Origin of the sequence: Pseudomonas serbica (assembly GCF_028823535.1) — a bacterium.
GTDB classification, from domain to species: domain Bacteria; phylum Pseudomonadota; class Gammaproteobacteria; order Pseudomonadales; family Pseudomonadaceae; genus Aquipseudomonas; species Aquipseudomonas serbica.
Genome location: NZ_JAQIYM010000004.1, coordinates 197,996 through 216,693 on the forward strand (window position 1 = coordinate 197,996; position 18,698 = coordinate 216,693).

15 protein-coding genes are annotated in these 18,698 nt (G+C 59.8%); 10 read left to right on the forward strand and 5 right to left on the reverse strand.

Annotation, left to right across the window (positions count from 1 at the left end):
• Nucleotides 1–86: 86 nt before the first annotated feature.
• Nucleotides 87–1,436, reverse strand: coding sequence for a spinster family MFS transporter (locus NQL71_RS07905; RefSeq protein WP_274642498.1), 1,350 nt, complete (start codon nt 1,434–1,436; stop codon nt 87–89).
• A 281-nt stretch (nt 1,437–1,717) separates the two neighbouring features.
• Between NQL71_RS07905 and NQL71_RS07910 the strand changes: the two genes are divergently transcribed.
• Nucleotides 1,718–3,934 carry a putative bifunctional diguanylate cyclase/phosphodiesterase gene (locus NQL71_RS07910; protein WP_425520677.1) on the forward strand — a complete coding sequence of 739 codons (2,217 nt, stop codon included), beginning with the start codon at nt 1,718–1,720 and terminating at the stop codon, nt 3,932–3,934.
• On the opposite strand, the gene NQL71_RS07915 is transcribed toward NQL71_RS07910, so the two are convergent.
• Nucleotides 3,891–4,784: an NAD(P)-dependent oxidoreductase gene (locus tag NQL71_RS07915; protein WP_274642500.1), complete on the reverse strand. Its 894-nt coding sequence runs from the start codon at nt 4,782–4,784 to the stop codon at nt 3,891–3,893. The genes NQL71_RS07910 and NQL71_RS07915 overlap by 44 nt on opposite strands.
• 194 nt (nt 4,785–4,978) lie before the next feature.
• Between NQL71_RS07915 and NQL71_RS07920 the strand changes: the two genes are divergently transcribed.
• Entirely contained in the window at nt 4,979–7,177 is a 2,199-nt protein-coding gene (locus NQL71_RS07920) for a hypothetical protein (protein ID WP_077184276.1), read from the forward strand.
• A gap of 299 nt (nt 7,178–7,476) precedes the next feature.
• Here NQL71_RS07920 and NQL71_RS07925 read toward each other — a convergent pair whose 3' ends face one another.
• Complete coding sequence (locus tag NQL71_RS07925; protein WP_274642534.1) at nt 7,477–7,782, reverse strand: DUF2288 domain-containing protein; 306 nt, start codon at nt 7,780–7,782, stop codon at nt 7,477–7,479.
• Between the two features lie 351 nt (nt 7,783–8,133).
• Between NQL71_RS07925 and NQL71_RS07930 the strand changes: the two genes are divergently transcribed.
• The 5 genes from NQL71_RS07930 (at nt 8,134) to NQL71_RS07950 (ending at nt 13,137) form a co-directional block, all read left to right on the forward strand.
• Nucleotides 8,134–9,261, forward strand: a complete 1,128-nt coding sequence (locus tag NQL71_RS07930) for a branched-chain amino acid ABC transporter substrate-binding protein (RefSeq protein WP_046816661.1) — start codon at nt 8,134–8,136, stop codon at nt 9,259–9,261.
• A 233-nt stretch (nt 9,262–9,494) separates the two neighbouring features.
• Nucleotides 9,495–10,418 (forward strand): high-affinity branched-chain amino acid ABC transporter permease LivH, encoded by a 924-nt coding sequence (gene livH / locus NQL71_RS07935; RefSeq protein WP_007947264.1) that lies wholly within the window; start codon nt 9,495–9,497, stop codon nt 10,416–10,418.
• Entirely contained in the window at nt 10,415–11,671 is a 1,257-nt protein-coding gene (locus tag NQL71_RS07940) for a high-affinity branched-chain amino acid ABC transporter permease LivM (protein ID WP_046816660.1), read from the forward strand. The genes livH and NQL71_RS07940 overlap by 4 nt, the downstream gene beginning before the upstream one ends.
• A complete protein-coding gene (livG, locus tag NQL71_RS07945; RefSeq protein ID WP_046816659.1) occupies nt 11,668–12,435 on the forward strand; it encodes a high-affinity branched-chain amino acid ABC transporter ATP-binding protein LivG in 768 nt (255 codons plus the stop codon). The genes NQL71_RS07940 and livG overlap by 4 nt, the downstream gene beginning before the upstream one ends.
• Nucleotides 12,436–13,137: an ABC transporter ATP-binding protein gene (locus NQL71_RS07950; RefSeq protein WP_020798122.1), complete on the forward strand. Its 702-nt coding sequence runs from the start codon at nt 12,436–12,438 to the stop codon at nt 13,135–13,137.
• Between the two features lie 177 nt (nt 13,138–13,314).
• On the opposite strand, the gene NQL71_RS07955 is transcribed toward NQL71_RS07950, so the two are convergent.
• On the reverse strand, nt 13,315–14,223 hold the full coding sequence (locus tag NQL71_RS07955) for a LysR family transcriptional regulator (RefSeq protein WP_046816658.1): 909 nt from the start codon (nt 14,221–14,223) through the stop codon (nt 13,315–13,317).
• Nucleotides 14,224–14,328: 105 nt separating this feature from the next.
• Here NQL71_RS07955 and NQL71_RS07960 point away from each other — a divergent pair, with 105 nt between their 5' ends.
• The 3 genes from NQL71_RS07960 to NQL71_RS07970 all read left to right on the forward strand — a co-directional run bounded on the left by NQL71_RS07960 (nt 14,329) and on the right by NQL71_RS07970 (nt 17,362).
• Complete coding sequence (locus NQL71_RS07960) at nt 14,329–14,928, forward strand: short chain dehydrogenase (protein ID WP_046816657.1); 600 nt, start codon at nt 14,329–14,331, stop codon at nt 14,926–14,928.
• A 59-nt stretch (nt 14,929–14,987) separates the two neighbouring features.
• On the forward strand, nt 14,988–15,653 hold the full coding sequence (locus tag NQL71_RS07965) for a COG3650 family protein (RefSeq protein WP_248686091.1): 666 nt from the start codon (nt 14,988–14,990) through the stop codon (nt 15,651–15,653).
• A 95-nt stretch (nt 15,654–15,748) separates the two neighbouring features.
• Nucleotides 15,749–17,362 (forward strand): NAD(P)/FAD-dependent oxidoreductase, encoded by a 1,614-nt coding sequence (locus NQL71_RS07970; protein WP_046816655.1) that lies wholly within the window; start codon nt 15,749–15,751, stop codon nt 17,360–17,362.
• Nucleotides 17,363–17,472: 110 nt separating this feature from the next.
• Here the strand turns inward: NQL71_RS07970 and NQL71_RS07975 are convergent, their stop codons facing one another.
• On the reverse strand, nt 17,473–18,567 hold the full coding sequence (locus NQL71_RS07975) for a PLP-dependent cysteine synthase family protein (protein ID WP_046816654.1): 1,095 nt from the start codon (nt 18,565–18,567) through the stop codon (nt 17,473–17,475).
• Between the last annotated feature and the right edge of the window lie 131 nt (nt 18,568–18,698).

Consider the following 18,698-nt stretch of genomic DNA (forward strand, 5'->3'; position numbering starts at 1 on the left):
GCGCTTCAACAAAGAGGCCCGCAGCGATGCGGGCCTTTTTTTACCTGATTTTTGTGGCGATGCCGATGGCCTGCTGGCGATGGCTATCAAGCAGTCGCCGCAACACCTTCAGGTTCAACCCCCCCAACCAACCCATCCTTCATCCGCTTCGCATCGCGCACAAAACACCGCGACGCCAACACCAGGAACACCATGGTGAAGAACAGCGCCACCGGTATCAGGTACATCGCGTCATGCAGGCCGACTGCCTTGAAAGCTTCAGTCATCTGTTCGGCACCGGCCGCGAGCATGGCGGTGTGGGCAAAGTGATCGGACAACGCCCCAACCACCACCGGACCCAGACCACCCCCCAACAGGTACAGCCCGGCAAAAAACAATGCCATGGCGGTGGCTCGCAGGCGCGGCTCGACCACGTCCTGGATCGCCGTGTAGACGCAGGTATAGAAGTTATAGGCAAACAACCAGCCCAGGCTGAACACGGCCACGAACACGCCGATCTCGATCCGCCCCGAATGCAGCGCCCAGGCAGTACACAAGGTTGAGATGATCAGACTGAACGCAGCAAACAGCAGGCGACCGTTGGCCACCCGCTGATGGATCTTGTCCGCGACCCAGCCGCCCAGTGTCAGGCCGAACAACCCGGTCACGCCGACGATCACCCCGGTCGCCACCGCGGCTTCCTGCAACGGCATCAGGAAATAACGCTGCAGCATGGGCACCAGGAACGAGTTGCAGGCATAGGTGGCAAAGTTGAAACAGAGCCCCGCCATCACAAGCCACAGGAAGGTCGGCACCGCCAACACCCGGCGGATCGGCCGGTCGATCTTTTCCTGTGACACTTGCACGCTTTCCGCCGCACCGCGCTTAGGCTCCTTGATGAAGAACATGAAGATCGCCAGGATCAGCCCCGGCACGGCGGCAATGAAGAACGGCGCCCGCCAGCTGTCGAATGCCTTGACCATCGCGCCGATGGTGAAGAACGCCAACAATAGACCCAACGGCAACCCGAGCATGAAGATGCCCATGGCCCGCGCCCGTCGATGCGCCGGAAACAGGTCGCCGATCAGCGAGTTGGCGGCCGGTGCATAACTGGCCTCACCGATACCCACCCCCATGCGCACGATCAGGAAACTCCAGAAACTGCCCACCATTCCGTTGACCGCCGTCAGCCCGCTCCACACCGCCAGGCCCCAACCCATCAACTTGCTGCGCGAACCCGTATCGGCCATACGGCCCAACGGCAGACCGGCGATCGCGTAGACGATGGTGAATGCCGTACCGATGATCCCCAGCTGAAAGTCGCTGAGGTGCCACTCCATGCGGATCGGTTCGATGATGATGGCGGGAATCGTACGGTCGAAAAAGTTGAACAGGTTGGCCAGGAACAGCAGGAACAAAATGCGCCAGGCATTCGCCGCTTGGGTCGAGTTCTGCATGGGTCCATCTCTTTTTATTGTTATGGGGGCTTCACTGCCACCCGGAACCTGCAATCTAGTCAGGCCGACCAGCACTGTCTGTAATTATTCGTAAAGCTGATACCCACCCATGGAAACAGACGGGGCCCAGGCAACATTTTATTTCCAAACGCACTAAGACTCATTCCAAAATCATTGGGAGACAATGTGCCACTATCCCTTGCGTTCAATGCACGCCTTCTATACTGCAAGGCATTCGCCAGCGTTGATTGCCGGCCAGGGAGACAAACACGGGGCATGCTATGGAGTGGCTTGGTCTGCATTTCACTACACAGCTAGCAGAAAGCGGACAGGTCATACTCCAATGCGTACATGACCCTTTTCTGGTGCTGCTGGCTTTTCTGGTCGCTTGCGCCGGGTGCTTTGCCACACTGGATATGGCCGAACGGATTGCCCAGGCACAAAAACCGGCGTCACAACGTCTTTGGCGCTGGATCGGTGCCGGATGCCTGGCCAGCGGAATCTGGGCCATGCACTTCATTGGGATGTTGGCGTTCCAGGCGCCGATAGACGTGCATTACCACTTGCCGATCACGCTCTTGTCGCTGTTGGTTGCACTGTGTGCGTCGTGGTTGGCGATGCACACCCTCAGCCTGCCAACCCTGAACTTGCGGCAATGCTGCAAGGCATCGATCGTCATCGGCCTCGGCATAGCCACCATGCACTACGTGGGCATGGCCGCCATGCGTTCTCAAGCGACGGCTTATTACCAACCGGCGCTGTTCATTCTGTCGCTCCTGATCGCCTTTGCCGTCAGTCTGGCGGCACTACTGCTAGCGAGTTATCTGCGCACTGGTGCGGGTATTTTTCACCAGCTGCGCAAATGCGGCGCCAGCCTGTTGCTGGGTGCAGGCATCATCAGCCTGCATTTCACCGGCATGGCTGCCTTCGACCTGGTGCTGCCAACCGGCAGCCTGTTGACCCAGCCAAGTGAAAACAACCATCTGCAACTGGGCCTGACAATAGCCGTCATGACCCTGCTCATCATCGGCAGCTGCATCAGTGCAGCGCTGGCGGACAAGAAGCTGCAGCACAAGGACCGTGACCTGCTGCGGGTGAACTCGCTGCTCACCCAACTCGATCAAGCGCGCATGTCCCTGCAGCAAGTGGCGCACTACGACGCCCTGACCAACCTGGTCAACCGTCGCGGGTTCAACCAGCTTTTCGCTGAAAAGCTCCTGGAGCGCACTCACTCAGGCGGCATGCTCGCGGTGCTGTTCCTGGATATCGACCATTTCAAGCGCATCAATGACAGCCTCGGCCACGATGCCGGCGATGAACTGCTCAAGGTGCTCGCCCGGCACATCAAGAGCTCGGTGCGCAGCCATGAAGATGTGGTGGCACGCTTTGGAGGCGACGAATTCTGCATCCTCATCGACCTGCATGACCGTGAAGAGGCGCGCCAGATGGCCCAGCGCATCATGCTGAAAATGAAGGAACCCATCGAGCTGTCCGGACGGCGCATGGTCATGACCACCAGCATCGGCATCAGCGTGTTCCCCGAGGACGGCAAAACCTGTGAAGAACTGCTGAAAAACGCCGACCTGGCGCTGTATCAATCCAAGGACAGCGGCCGCAACGGCCTGAATTTCTTCAGTGCCAACCTCAAAGCACGCGCCATGCTGGAGCTGCAACTGGAGGAAGAACTGCGCCATGCGCTGCGCGAAGACACCGGGCTGATGCTCTATTACCAACCGATCTACGACCTCAAGACCGGCCAGGCCAGCAAGCTCGAAGCGTTGATCCGCTGGCAACACCCGGTCCACGGATTTCTCGCGCCGGACCGCTTCATTGGCATCGCCGAGGCCAATGGCCTGATCACCGAACTGGACAATTGGGTGCTGCGCAAGGCCTGCCAGGACCTGGGTGAGCTGTCACGCCAGGGGTGTGCGAACCTGAAGATCTCCATCAATTGCTCTCCGCTGACCCTGGCGCGCGAAGAACTGAGCGACGAAATCTCACTCGCCTTGCGCAATGCCGGGGTCGAACCCCATCGCCTGGAACTGGAGGTCACCGAGAATGCGCTGATGGGCAACATTGCCGATACCCTGGTGTTGCTGCAGCAGATACGCGCCCTGGGCGTATCGCTGTCGATCGATGACTTCGGCACTGGCTATTCCTCCCTGGCTTACCTCAAGCGCTTGCCGCTGAACACCTTGAAGATCGACCGGTCGTTCATCCAGGACATTCCAAAAGCCACCCAGGACATGGAAATCGTCCAGGCCATTATCGTCATGGCCCACACCCTGCACCTGGACGTGGTCACCGAAGGCGTCGAAACGTTCGAGCAATACCAGTTTCTCGAACGCCACGGCTGCGACTTCGTCCAGGGTTACCTGCTCAGCCGCCCGGTACCGCTGGGCGAACTGCGGCCCGTGCTGAACGAAATCAACCAGCGCAAACATTCATGCACCGTCACGCACCTGAGTCTTGCTCACGGTACATCTGCACTAATGTAGACGGGTCCTTTTCCAGGAAACCCTGGCTCCCATGCAGGCGCATCAATTGCGCGGCCAGGCCGCTGATCGGCGTCGCCGAACCTTGCTCGCGGGAAAACTTTACCGCGCCATCCAGATCCTTGAGCAAGGTCCGCACATGCCATTTGACCGGTTCGAAACGGCTCTCGGCCATTTGCGGCGCGAGGAACTGCAAGGGTTTTGAATCGGCAAACCCACCGGCCAGTGCCTCGGCGATCAGGCTGGCATCGACACCGGAGCGCTCCGCCAAGGCCACCACTTCGGCGATGACCAGTGCATTGCAGGCAACGATCATCTGGTTGCAGGCCTTGGTCACCTGCCCTGCTCCCACCGCACCCATGTGTGTCACCCGCTGACCGAGGCTCAGCAAAACCGGTTTGACCCGTTCAAGGTCAGCCACGGTGCCGCCGACCATGATCGCCAGGCTTCCGGCCTCGGCACCCACCACTCCGCCGGACACTGGCGCGTCCAGCCAACCCATGCCGGTCTTGCCGAGTTCTGTCGCCATTTCCCGGGTCGCCGTGGGTTCCAGGCTGGACAAATCCACCAGCAATTGTCCTTCTTTCGCCCCCTCGGCGATGCCCGACTTGCCGAAAACCACCTCACGGACCACCGAGGTATCCGCCAGGCACAACATCACCACCTCGGCGTGCCGACACAACTCGGCAGGTGTGGCGACCTGGCGTGCACCGGCCTCGACCAGCGGCGCACACTTGGCCGGATTACGGTTCCACACCGTCAGCGGGTAACCCGCGGCGAGCAAACGCTGGCACATCGGCAGGCCCATCAGGCCAATTCCGGCAAAACCCAGGGACGGTAGCGTTGACATCATTTTGCCTCCTTTTGATTAAAGAACAGCGAATATTGGCCGATTCATCAGGACTCAGGAAAGGATTCCGCCGAGCGACGCACATGCTGATGCCCCGCTCGGGTCAAATACGCGCTGATAAAAGACGCGAGATCTCATTCCGTGACGGTCGACGACAGTATGTTGCCCGACCGACCAGCCCAGGTAGATGGCGAACGATGACTTCTAAAAACAATACGGCCCCTGCGCTTTGCGACCCGACGCTGAACCCGGCGGCGAACAGCCCCGCGCCATCGAAGCCATTGACGCCTTCACGCCCGCTCGCGACCCAGCAATACCTGTACTTCACCGAAACCAACACCGATCGCATTCTCGACAACCTCGACGGCCTGCGCGACATGGTGTTCCCGCGCCCATCGCACCTGGAAGGCGACAACGATCAGCACAACGATCAGGCGTTTCCGTCGGTGTGCCTGATTGGCCTGGGCCGCTGCGGTTCGAACATCGCGCTGGACGTTGCGGAACTGGTCTACAACGCCCGCAAGTTCTACCTCAACGAATTCAACAGCGAAGATCGCCTCTCGCCTGACAAGCGCTATGCGGAAAAAGGCTACAGCCCGGCACAATGGATTCGCAACAACCTGCGCCTGGGGTCGAGCAAGGCCGCCAAACCGGTGTTCCTGGTAGAACCGCTGGTGATGCTGGGCGACCTGGACAAGGACATCGCCGGGCGTATCCGCTTCTCGCGCAAAGGCGAAAAGAGCGGATTCCTGCGCGACTACAGCAAAATGAAAATCATGGACCTGTCGGAAGTCCATGCCGGCGGTGCCGGTAATGCACCGATCCTCGGTCAGTACCTGGCCAAGATCATCCTGAACAAAGACACCCAGCGTTTTTCCAGCCCGGACTGGAAGATGATCCACTCGTACCTGATTGACAGCTGCGGCATCAAGGCCAACCAGTCGCGCCTGTATTTCTCGATCTTCAGTGCCGGTGGCGGTACCGGTTCAGGCATGGCGTCGGAATTCGGCCTGGCCCAGCAGCATTCGTACATGAACAAGACGTTCGACACCAAGCCGATGGACGAGCACGACGGCAAGAGCGGTCACTCCTTCGTCTTCGAACCGATCTTCACCAGCGGCATCTGCGTGCTGCCGAACATTTCCGATCACCGCAGCGAAATGTCCGAGGCGCTGCACATCAACGCCGGCCGCCTGCTGTGCAAATACCTGTCGGAAGAATGGGACTTCTCCTACAACTTCGCCAACGAAGACAGCAGTGAAGCCAGCGTCATGGGCCGTATCCGCCCCTGGAACGCGATGATGCTGATCTCCAACGACATCATGCGTTATGCCGAAGAAAGCGATGACGGCAACATCCAGAACATCGACGTCAATGCGATGGAAAAACATGCCAACCAGTACATCTCGCAGCAGATCTTCAACATCCTGACCGCGCAAGCTGTCACGACCGACTATGACCAGAACTATTTCCGCCGTGCCGGCATCGACATCGGCGAAACCATTCGCCTGGACGCCAACGACCTGTTCATGAGCCTCGCCGGCCCAGTGGCCATTGCGTATGCCGAATCCGTGGTGCCGGAAACACCGCCGCCAAGCAGCGACAAATTCAAGGTCTTCGATAAAGAGCCGCAGCGCCTGAACATCGACGACCTGTTCTTCCGCTCGATCGACCTGCCACATTTCAACAAGGTCACCCAGGCCATCGAAGGCATCAGCCTGTTGCCCATCGAGTCCAAGCGTTATCGGGCGTCGCTGGAGCAGTACAAGAACTCGGGCTACGACGCGGCTGCCCTGCACGACCTGCACTTCTTCAAGAACTGCTCGTCGGTGGTGTCGATCGTGTCCCTGCCCAAGGACTACAAGTTGTCCTACATGGACCTGAACCGCTTGAAGACCCACCTCAACAACCTGTTCCCCAACACCACGCTCAAGCGTTATGCGCTGGTGATCGGCGCCTCGGCCAACCTGTCGCTGACCACCCTGATCGCCAAGAGCCCGTGCCTGTCGGACGATTTCCTGACCTTGATCGTGGCGTTCATCAAGCGCTGCTTTGCCCGTACCCCTTACCGCTTCGATGACACCCTGGACAACTCGGTCCTGGACTTCATCATCAATGAACAGTTCGATGAAGACCTGATCGATGACCTGCTCAACGAATTCGAGAATCCGGCGAAAATCCTCGATACCAACTGGTATGCGATCAAGCCGATGTACGAAAAGAAGTATCGCGAGCTGATCAACGACAAGGACAAGTTCGTCTCGATCAACGACATCCGCCTGTCACGCGATTGCGTGAAGAAAGCGATCAAGTACTTGCGTGAGATCTATCGTCACCGGATTGGCAAGACGAAGGTGATTTCGTTGAATAACCATACGGGCAAGACGGCTTACTAAGGCCGGCGCAGCACCGCGTCGCACCCAATCGCGAGCAGGCTCGCTCCCACCGTTGAACGTGTTCTTACAGAAAGAATGCAGTCAACTGTGGGAGCGAGCCTGCTCGCGATGACGCCCTCAAAAATCACCCAATTCAACATCCAGAAACAATTGATCAGCCCTTCCGCTGCTCTCCCAACTGTTCCCGTTACGTTTACGTCACCGTGAAGCTGTGGCCTTTCTCTACGGCAACCTGCCATCACGCTACTCGGCTACACACTTTCGATCGGCAAGACATGGCACCAACGTGGTGCAGGCAATTAACCCTGCGCTCTTTCCTGGATCATAATCCATGGCGAAACCACCACCGCCCACAGCTGTGGATCGCGTTCGAAAAGATCCAGCGCCCGCGTTTCAGACAGCTTGGCGACCTTGTCTTCGGCCAGCCAGGCAGCCACTTTCTCGCCTTCGTCGGTCGCTACGGCCTCGGCTGCCGCAATCAAATCCAGGCCTGGATCGACCCACAATAGGGCACCCTTGGCAAAGAACGGCTCCAGTTCCTTCCAGGTAATAGATGCGGTTTCTCCGAGCAGCTTGGCATAGAGGGTGCTAGGTTCTTCAGTCATGGGTTCCGGTCCGGAAAAGAAATCGACGCAATGATAACGTCGGTGGTCAGGCAGAAAAACCCAGAAGCAATTGGCATTACCGAATGAAAAGCGCAGGAAAGCCAAGGAGTGCACCGAATCTGGCTATAAGCCCGTCAAAGCCCCGCCGCAATTCTGACTTTTTCTTTCAAAAAAGCGACACCCCCAAGTTTTGCCCCCCGGCGCCAGCTTCCCAGGCTGACAATCGGCGCTCTACACTGTACCGGTACAGTTGCCGAGGGGCTTTTCCGGGAGATGTCGTGGATATCTGACCCGGTTCTGCCGCCTACGGCGCCAGGACTATAAAAATTACAACAGTAAGAGTGGAGCACTATGACTAAGGCTACTAAGCAGATTTCCAAACTGTTTGCCGCTATGGTTCTGGCCGGGGTTGCCAGCCATTCGTTCGCAGCTGACACCATCAAGATCGGCATCGCCGGCCCTAAAACCGGTCCTGTAGCCCAATACGGCGACATGCAGTTCAGCGGCGCCAAGATGGCCATTGAACAGATCAACGCCAAAGGCGGCGTAGACGGCAAGAAACTCGAAGCCGTTGAATACGATGACGCCTGCGATCCAAAACAAGCGGTAGCGGTCGCGAACAAAGTCGTCAACGACGGCGTCAAGTTCGTGGTTGGTCACCTGTGCTCCAGCTCCACTCAACCGGCTTCGGACATCTACGAAGACGAAGGCGTGATCATGATCACCCCGGCTGCCACCAGCCCGGACATCACCGCCCGTGGTTACAAAATGGTGTTCCGCACCATCGGCCTGGACAGCGCCCAGGGCCCTGCCGCCGGTAACTACATTGCCGACTTCGTAAAACCGAAGATCGTTGCTGTCCTGCACGACAAGCAGCAATACGGTGAAGGTATCGCCTCTGCCGTGAAGAAAACCCTGGAAGGCAAAGGCGTCAAGGTTGCCGTGTTCGAAGGCGTCAACGCCGGCGACAAGGACTTCTCCTCGATGATCGCCAAGCTCAAGCAAGCCAACGTCGACTTCGTCTACTACGGCGGCTACCACCCGGAGCTGGGCCTGATCCTGCGTCAGTCTGCGGAAAAAGGCCTGAAAGCCAAGTTCATGGGTCCGGAAGGCGTGGGTAACGACTCCATTTCGCAGATCGCCAAGGACGCTTCCGAAGGTCTGCTGGTGACCCTGCCGAAATCCTTCGACCAGGACCCGGCCAACGTTGCCCTGGCTGATGCGTTCAAGGCCAAGAAAGAAGATCCGAGCGGTCCGTTCGTGTTCCCGGCCTACTCGGCTGTGACCGTGATCGCCGACGGCATCAAGGCTGCCAAGTCCGAAGACTCCGCCAAAGTGGCTGAAGCCATCCACGCTGGCACCTTCAAGACCCCGACCGGCGACCTGAGCTTCGACGAGAAAGGCGACCTGAAAGACTTCAAATTCGTGGTTTACGAGTGGCACTTCGGCAAACCAAAAACTGAAGCCAAGCCTCAGTAAGGCGTTGCCTGACTGACTGCCAACAAAGCCCACGGCGTGCCGTGGGCTTTGTTTTACGATCGTATCTGGGCCGCGCTGGCGTGATCCGCCAGTCTCCCCACCTGAAAATCTCAAAACCGTCATCAGCGGTTCGCTGGCAAACCCCGGATTCGAAGTGGATGCAGATCCACGGGGCCCGGGCGGGAAAATGACTCCACCAGTGAAATGCGTATCAGGTTTTTAGGAGCGCTGTAATGCCTGACATCTATCACTTTTTCCAACAGCTGGTTAATGGCCTGACCATTGGCAGCACGTATGCCCTGATCGCCATCGGCTATACGATGGTTTACGGCATCATTGGAATGATCAACTTCGCCCACGGCGAGGTGTACATGATCGGCTCCTACGTGGCGTTCATCGCCATCGCCGGGCTGGCCATGCTGGGACTCGACAGCGTTCCGCTGTTGATGACCGCCGCTTTCCTGGCAACCATCGTCGTCACCAGTGCCTACGGCTACAGCATCGAACGGATCGCCTACCGCCCCTTGCGCGGCAGCAACCGTCTGATCCCGCTGATCTCCGCCATCGGCATGTCGATCTTCCTGCAGAACACCGTTCTGCTGGCGCAAGACTCCAAGGACAAATCCATCCCCAACCTGATTCCGGGCAATTTTGCCTTTGGGCCAGGTGGCGCACATGAAGTGCTGATTTCCTACATGCAAATCGTGGTGTTCGTGGTGACCCTGGTCGCCATGCTCGGCCTGACGCTGTTCATCTCCCGCTCTCGCCTGGGTCGCGCCTGCCGCGCCTGCGCCGAAGACATCAAGATGGCCAACCTGCTGGGTATCAACACCAACAACATCATCGCCCTGACCTTCGTCATCGGTGCCGCGCTGGCGGCCATCGCGGCCGTGCTGCTGAGCATGCAATACGGCGTGATCAACCCGAACGCCGGTTTCCTCGTCGGCCTCAAGGCCTTCACCGCAGCGGTACTGGGCGGTATCGGCAGCATTCCGGGCGCCATGCTCGGCGGGCTCGTATTGGGTGTGGCGGAAGCCTTTGGTGCCGATATCTTCGGCGACCAGTACAAGGACGTCGTGGCGTTCGGCCTGCTGGTTCTGGTGCTGTTGTTCCGGCCAACCGGCCTGCTGGGCCGTCCGGAGGTTGAGAAGGTATGACTAGGAATCTTAAACAGGCGCTGTTCAGCGCCTTGCTGGTGTGGGCCGTGGCCTACCCGGTACTCGGTCTGAAGCTGACCATCGTCGGCATCAACCTCGAAGTTCATGGCACCAGCGACGCCACCCTCATCACCATCGCGGTGTGCTCGGTGCTGATGTTCCTGCGTGTCTTGTTCGACCAGCAGATCAGCTCGGCCTGGCGTTCTTCGCCAGGCATGCCGCTGATTCCGGCCAAGGCCAGCAACTTCCTGACCCTGCCGACCACACAACGCTGGATCATCATCGCGCTGATCGCTGGCGCGCTGGTCTGGCCGTTCTTCGGTTCTCGCGGTGCGGTGGATATCGCGACGCTGGTACTGATCTACGTGATGCTGGGCCTGGGCCTGAACATCGTGGTCGGCCTGGCCGGTCTGCTCGACCTCGGTTACGTCGGCTTCTACGCCGTCGGCGCCTACAGCTACGCGCTGCTGTCGCACTACTACGGCCTGAGCTTCTGGATCTGCCTGCCGATCGCCGGCCTGATGGCGGCCACCTTCGGCTTCCTGCTGGGCTTCCCGGTACTGCGTCTGCGCGGTGACTACCTGGCGATCGTGACCCTGGGCTTCGGTGAGATCATCCGTCTGTTCCTGCGTAACCTGACGGACATCACCGGCGGCCCGAACGGCATCAGCAACATCGAGAAGCCAACGTTCTTCGGCCTGACCTTCGAACGTAAAGCCGCGGAAGGCATGCAAACCTTCCACGAGTACTTCGGCCTGCAATACAACTCGATCAACAAGGTGATCTTCCTTTACCTGGTTGCGCTGTTCCTGGCACTGGCTGCGCTGTTCGTCATCAACCGCTTGCTGCGCATGCCCCTGGGCCGCGCCTGGGAAGCGTTGCGTGAAGACGAAATCGCCTGCCGCGCACTGGGCCTGAACCCGACCATCATCAAGCTGTCGGCCTTCACCCTGGGCGCAAGCTTCGCCGGTTTCGCCGGTAGCTTCTTCGCTGCCCGCCAGGGGCTGGTGACGCCGGAGTCCTTCACCTTCATCGAGTCGGCGATCATCCTCGCCATCGTGGTGCTGGGTGGCATGGGCTCGCAGCTGGGCGTGATCCTGGCGGCGGTGGTGATGATCCTGCTGCCGGAAATGATGCGTGAGTTCAGTGAATACCGCATGTTGATGTTCGGTGCCTTGATGGTACTGATGATGATCTGGCGCCCTCAGGGTCTGCTGCCCATGCAACGTCCTCACATGGAGCTGCGCAAATGAGCCGCGAGATCCTTAAAGTAGAAAACCTGAGCATGCGCTTCGGCGGCTTGCTGGCAGTCAACGGCGTTGCCTTGAGCGTGAAAGAGAAACAAGTGGTTGCACTGATCGGCCCCAACGGCGCCGGCAAGACCACCGTGTTCAACTGCCTGACCGGCTTCTACAAGCCGAGCGGCGGCAGCATCCTGCTCGATGGTGAGCCGATCGAGGGCCTGCCGGGCCACAAGATCGCACTCAAGGGCGTGGTGCGTACCTTCCAGAACGTGCGGTTGTTCAAGGACATGACTGCGGTCGAGAACCTCTTGATCGCCCAGCATCGCCACCTGAACACCAACTTCCTGTCCGGCTTGTTCAAGACCCCGGGGTTTCGCAAGAGCGAACGCGAGGCCATGGAGTTCGCCGAGTACTGGCTGGAAAAGGTCAACCTCAAGGAGTTCGCCAACCGTCCGGCCGGTACCCTGGCCTACGGTCAGCAACGGCGCCTGGAAATCGCCCGCTGCATGATGACCCGTCCGCGGATCCTCATGCTCGACGAACCGGCCGCCGGCCTGAACCCGAAGGAAACCGAAGACCTGAAGGCGCTGATCAGCGTGCTGCGTGAGGAGCACAACGTCACCGTGCTGCTTATCGAACATGACATGAAACTGGTCATGAGCATTTCCGACCACATCGTCGTGATCAACCAGGGCACGCCCCTGGCCAACGGTACGCCGGAACAGATCCGCGACAATCCTGAAGTGATCAAAGCCTACCTGGGGGAAGCGTAAATGCTGCAGTTCGAAAACGTTTCCACTTTCTACGGCAAGATCCAGGCCCTGCACAGCGTCAACGTCGAAGTCCGTCAAGGCGAAATCGTCACCCTGATCGGCGCCAACGGTGCCGGCAAATCCACGCTCCTGATGACCCTGTGCGGTTCGCCTCGGGCCCACAGCGGCAGCATCCGCTACATGGGTGAGGAACTGGTTGGCCAGGATTCTTCGCAGATCATGCGCAAGAGCATTGCCGTGGTGCCGGAAGGTCGTCGGGTGTTTTCCCGCCTGACCGTGGAAGAAAACCTGTCCATGGGTGGTTTCTTCACCGCCAAGGGCGACTATCAGGAACAGATGGACAAGGTCCTCGGACTTTTCCCACGCCTGAAAGAGCGCTTCAGCCAGCGTGGCGGCACCATGTCCGGCGGCGAACAGCAAATGCTCGCCATCGGCCGCGCGCTGATGAGCAAGCCCAAGCTGCTGCTGCTCGACGAGCCTTCGCTGGGCCTGGCCCCGATCATCATCCAGCAGATCTTCGATATCATCGAACAGCTGCGCAAGGACGGTGTGACGGTGTTCCTGGTCGAACAGAATGCTAACCAGGCCCTGAAAATCGCTGACCGCGCCTACGTTCTGGAGAACGGCCGGGTAGTGATGACCGGCACCGGTGAAGCGTTGCTGACCGATCCGAAAGTGCGCGATGCGTACCTCGGCGGCTAAGCCTTTGCGGTAACCAAAAAACGGCCTTTGCGGGCCGTTTTTTTATGCCTGCCTTAACACCGCATTTCCTTTGTAGGAGCTGGCTTGCCAGCGATAGCGGTGTACCCGTCAACATGGTCGTTGAATGTTATGCCCCTTTCGCTGGCAAGCCAGCGCCTACCGGGTCCGTGTGAAGATTCAAAGTCGATCCAGCGCCTCGCCGCTGCGCTTGAACCAACCGATCAAGTAATCCGCCAGCACCTGCGTGCGTTTCGGCAGCCCCCCCTGGTACGGATGCACCAGGTACATTGGCATGCTGCGGGTCTGATAATCACGCAGGAGCCAGCGCAAACGCCCGTCGGCCAGTTCCTCCGGCAACGCGTAGGACGGTAAACGAGCAATGCCGGCGCCAGCCAGTGCGGCTTTTTTCAACAGATTGTAATGGTTGCTGGCGAAGGGACCGGAAACCCGCACCCGCAACAGCTCGTGTTGTTGGTGATACAACCACTCCTCGCGACCACTGTAGTGGCTGTTGAGCAGGCACCGGTGTTCGGCCAGCGCCTGAGGCGTCTGCGGCTCACCGTATTGCTCCAGATAGGCGGGGCTGGCGCAGGTCAATTCCCGCCACGCCAATAACGGGCGCGCCACCAGGCGCTGGTCAATCGCCACATCGGAGCGGATTGCCAAATCGAAACCGTCGCGGGACAGATCACGGTAACTGTTGTTGAGTTCCAGCTCGATCTGCACCTCGGGATACTGGGCGGAGAACTCCAGCAACAATCCATCGAAAAAGGTTTCCCCGAGCGACACCGGAACCGTCATCCGCACCGGGCCGGCCATGTCGTCCTTCAGGCGTGCCAGGGCCTGGCGCGCGCGCTCGACCTGCACCACCAGCGCCTGGGCCTGGGGCAATAACGCCGCGCCCGCCGCCGTCAGGCTCAAGCGTCGCGTGGTGCGCTGCAACAAGACCACGGAAAACTGCGCTTCCAACTGACTGATGCGCTTGGACAGTTGGCCCTTGCTGCAGCCCAATTGCTGCGCAGCCAAGGTAAAACTCCCCGCTTCGATCAGTACCGCAAACGCGGCCAGGTCATCCATCTCGCTCACGGATTGTTTCCATTTGAAAACCAAAGGTTGCCTATTAGCGCGCTTATCCGTAGAAAAAACCACTCTAAACTGAAGCCTCATTCAAACCATCGAGGATCAGCCAGTATGAAAATTCTTTTGATTGGCGCAGGCGGCACCATCGGTTCGGCCGTCGACAAGGAACTGTCCCAGCGCCATGAGATCGTCCGCATCGGCCGCAGCAGGGGTGATTTTCAGGTAGATATCAGTGACAGCACGTCGATTCGCCGACTGTTCGAACAGACCGGCAAATTCGATGCACTGGTGTGCGCTGCCGGCAACGTGACCTTCGCGCCACTGGCCGAAATGAGCGAAGAGAGCTTTGCCCTGGGCCTCAAGGACAAACTGATGGGCCAGGTCAACCTGGTACTGATTGGCCGTGAGTTCGCCAATGAGGGTGCATCGTTCACGCTCACCACCGGCGTACTCAGCCACGACCCGATCCGCAGTGGCGCATCGGCAGCGCTGGTCAACGGTGCGCTGGACAGCTTCGTCCGCGCCGCCGCCATTGAATTGCCACGCGGCTTGCGCGTGAACTCGATCAGCCCGACCGTCCTGGTCGAAGCCATGGGCAGCTATGCCCCCTATTTCCGTGGCTTCAAGCCGGTTCCTGCCGAGGATGTGGCATTGGCCTACGCCAAAAGCGTCGAAGGCTTGCAGACAGGTCAGACCTTTCACGTGGGCTAAAACCTTGTGATGAACGGTCAGGCTGCGTAACGTGGCGGCACTTGTCAGGAGACCCCAAGATGCGTGTTGCCCGTTCCTTAGTCATTGTTGCCCTGCTCCCCCTGTTCGCAGCCTGCCAATTGTTCGACGGTTCGCGTGAAAGTGCCTCCCACGTCGGGCAGACCCGCATGCAGGGCCAGTTAAGCGCTGCCGACGGCAAACTGCTGTTCCAGCCGTGCGGTGAACAACGCCGTTACGTGGTCAACGATTCGGGTGGCACCAGCGTCCTGCAACAGGCCGCGGGTCTCGCCGATGCCCAGGGCAAGCTGTTTGCCGATGTACGTGGGCGCATCGTTCCGGGTAACGGCGAAGACCAGCTCGACGTGGAAACGCTGTACCGCGTCGAGCGCTCCGGCACCGCGTGCGCCGATCCGAACTTCAAGCCGCTGATCCTGCGCGCCGCCGGCCATGCCCCCGAATGGAGCGTGAAAGTCACCGGCAAAGGCATGGTCCTCGAACGCGCCGGCCAGCCACCGTTGGCCGTGCCCTACGTCGAAGAGCAGCTGGGTGAGGGTCGCTTCAACCTCAGCACCGAAACCAATAACCAGCACATCGAACTGTGGGTCGCGCCACAACGCTGCATCGACGCCAGCACGGGCGGCCTGCAGCACATGAGTGCCGAACTGCGCATCGATGGCAAGGTACAGCGCGGTTGCGGGTATTTCGGCGGTTCGCGCGACGACTGATCGTTTAAGCCTCACGGGCCTGCGCCTTTGGGGCTTATAATCGCCGGTTTCAAACGCCCTGGCGCAGTTGTGCGCCCCGCGAACCGGATCCCGCCATGTTACGAATCACCGAACTCAAGCTGCCGATCGACCATCCCGATGAAGACCTGCGCCCTGCCATCCTGCAGCGCCTGGGCATCAGCAGCGAAGACTTGCTCGATTTCACCTTGTTCAAGCGCAGCTACGATGCGCGCAAAAAGTCCTCCGAGCTGTGCTTCATCTACACCATCGACCTTGATGTTCGCGATGAGGCCTCGGTACTGCGCAAGTTCGCCGATGACCGTAACGTCAATGTGGCACCGGATGTCAGCTACAAAATGGTTGGCCAGGCACCGGCCGATCTGAGCGTACGCCCTGTCGTCGTCGGCTTCGGGCCGTGCGGGATCTTCGCCGGGCTGTTGCTTGCGCAAATGGGCTTCAAGCCGATCATCCTCGAACGCGGCACCGAAGTGCGCCAGCGCACCAAGGACACTTGGGGCCTGTGGCGTAAAAGCGTGCTCAACCCCGAATCCAACGTGCAATTCGGCGAGGGCGGCGCGGGGACATTCTCCGACGGCAAGCTCTACAGCCAGATCAAGGATCCGAAGTTCATCGGGCGCAAAGTGCTCAATGAGTTCGTCAAGGCCGGCGCCCCGGAAGAAATCCTCTACGTCAGCAAACCGCACATCGGTACGTTCCGCCTGACCGGCGTTGTGGAAAACATGCGTGAGCAGATTCGCGCCATGGGCGGCGAAGTGCGCTTCCAGCAGCGGGTAACTGACGTGCTGATCGAGGACGGCCAACTGGTCGGCGTCGAACTCGATGGCGGCGAGCAGATCCATTCGAAACACGTGATCCTGGCCCTCGGCCACAGTGCCCGGGACACCTTCCGCATGCTCCACGGCCGCGGCGTGTACATGGAAGCCAAGCCGTTCTCGGTAGGTTTCCGCATCGAGCACCCGCAGTCGCTGATCGACCGCGCGCGCCTGGGCAAGTACGCCGGCCACCCGAAACTCGGCGCCGCCGACTACAAACTGGTGCACCACGCCAAGAACGGCCGCTCGGTCTACAGCTTCTGCATGTGCCCGGGCGGCACGGTGGTAGCGGCGACCTCGGAGCCGAACCGAGTGGTCACCAATGGCATGAGCCAGTACTCGCGGAACGAGCGCAACGCCAACTCCGGGATCGTTGTCGGGATTACCCCGGAAGTCGATTATCCGGGCGGTCCGCTGGCCGGTATCGAGTTGCAGGAACGCCTGGAGTCCCACGCTTTTGTGCTCGGTGGCAGCAACTACGAAGCACCGGCGCAACTGGTCGGCGACTTTATCGCTGGCAAGCCGTCCACGGCGTTGGGCAGCGTTGAACCGTCCTACAAACCGGGCGTTGCCCTGGGTGACCTGGCGCTGGCCTTGCCGGCCTTCGCCATTGAAGCGATTCGCGAGGCCTTGCCGGCGTTCGAGAAGCAGATTCGCGGGTACTCGCTGCACGATGCCGTGCTGACCGGGATCGAGACCCGCACCTCGTCGCCGCTGCGCATTACGCGTAACGAGTCGATGCAAAGCCTGAACGTGAAAGGCCTGTTCCCGGCGGGTGAAGGCGCGGGTTATGCGGGCGGGATTCTGTCGGCGGGTGTCGATGGGATTCGCATTGCGGAAGCGGTGGCACGGGATATCCTCGGCCTCGAAGCCTGACCGTAATACTGTAGGAACGGGCTTGCCCGCGAAGGTGGCGGATCAGTCAACATTAATGTTGAATGTGCTTTCGTCTTCGCTGGCAAGCCAGCTCCTACAGGTGCAGGGGGTCAGATATTGGCGCGCAACACGCTCGCCGGCAGCGGCTCACCACGCTCGACCGTCGCGGCCACCGCATCGATCAACCCGCTCAACTCAAAGCCCTCGGCCTTCAGCCACGCCTGATCGTAATAGGTCGTCGCATAACGCTCGCCGCTGTCACACAAGATCGCCACGATCGACCCTTCCTCCCCCGCCGCCGCCATCTGCTGCGCTGCCATCAAGGCGCCGATCAGGTTGGTCCCGCTCGATCCGCCGACATGACGCCCCAAACGCTCGGCCAGGTAATGCATGGCGGCCAACGACAACGCGTCCGGCACCTTGACCATCGCATCGATGACCTTGGGCAGGAATGACGCTTCCACCCGGGGCCGGCCAATGCCTTCAACCCGCGAGCCGTGATCCAGGCGCAGGCTGGCGTCGCCGGTCTGGTAGTAATCGAAAAAAACCGAACGCTCGGCATCGGCACACAACACGCGAGTAGCGTGCTGGCGATAACGCACGTAACGCCCCAGGGTCGCCGTCGTGCCCCCGGTGCCGGGGCTGGACACCAACCAACTCGGCTCCGGGTACTTTTCGAAACGCATCTGCTGGAAGATCGATTCGGCGATGTTGTTGTTCGCCCGCCAGTCGGTGGCGCGCTCGGCATAGGTGAACTGGTCGATGAAGTGGCCGTCGTGCTCGCGCGCCAGGCGTTCGGACTCGGCGTAGATCTGCGTCGGATCAGCCACCAGGTGTGTCTGCCCGCCATAAAAGGCGATTTGAGCGATCTTTTCCCTCGACGTGCTGGCCGGCACCACGGCAATGAACGGCACCCCCAGCAATCGCGCGAAGTACGCTTCGGAAATCGCCGTCGAACCGCTGGATGCCTCGATCACCGGCGCGCCGGGCTTGAGCCAGCCATTGCACAACGCATACAGGAACAGCGAGCGCGCCAGGCGGTGTTTCAGGCTGCCGGTGGGATGGCTCGACTCATCCTTGAAGTACAGCTCGATGCCCGCAAAACCTGGCAGCGACAAGGGGATCAGGTGAGTGTCGGCGCTGCGCTGGAAGTCGGCTTCGATGATCCGGATGGCTTCGCGGGACCACTGTCGGTTGTTGCTCATGGTGGTTATCTCGATGGATCAGGCAATAGGCGGCCCTGTCACAAGCCTCAACCTGCAAGCTTAGGAAAAATCCTACATCAAACACAGGTACAGCTGAGTTCCAATCCGCCGGACAACTGCTAGGCTCAGGT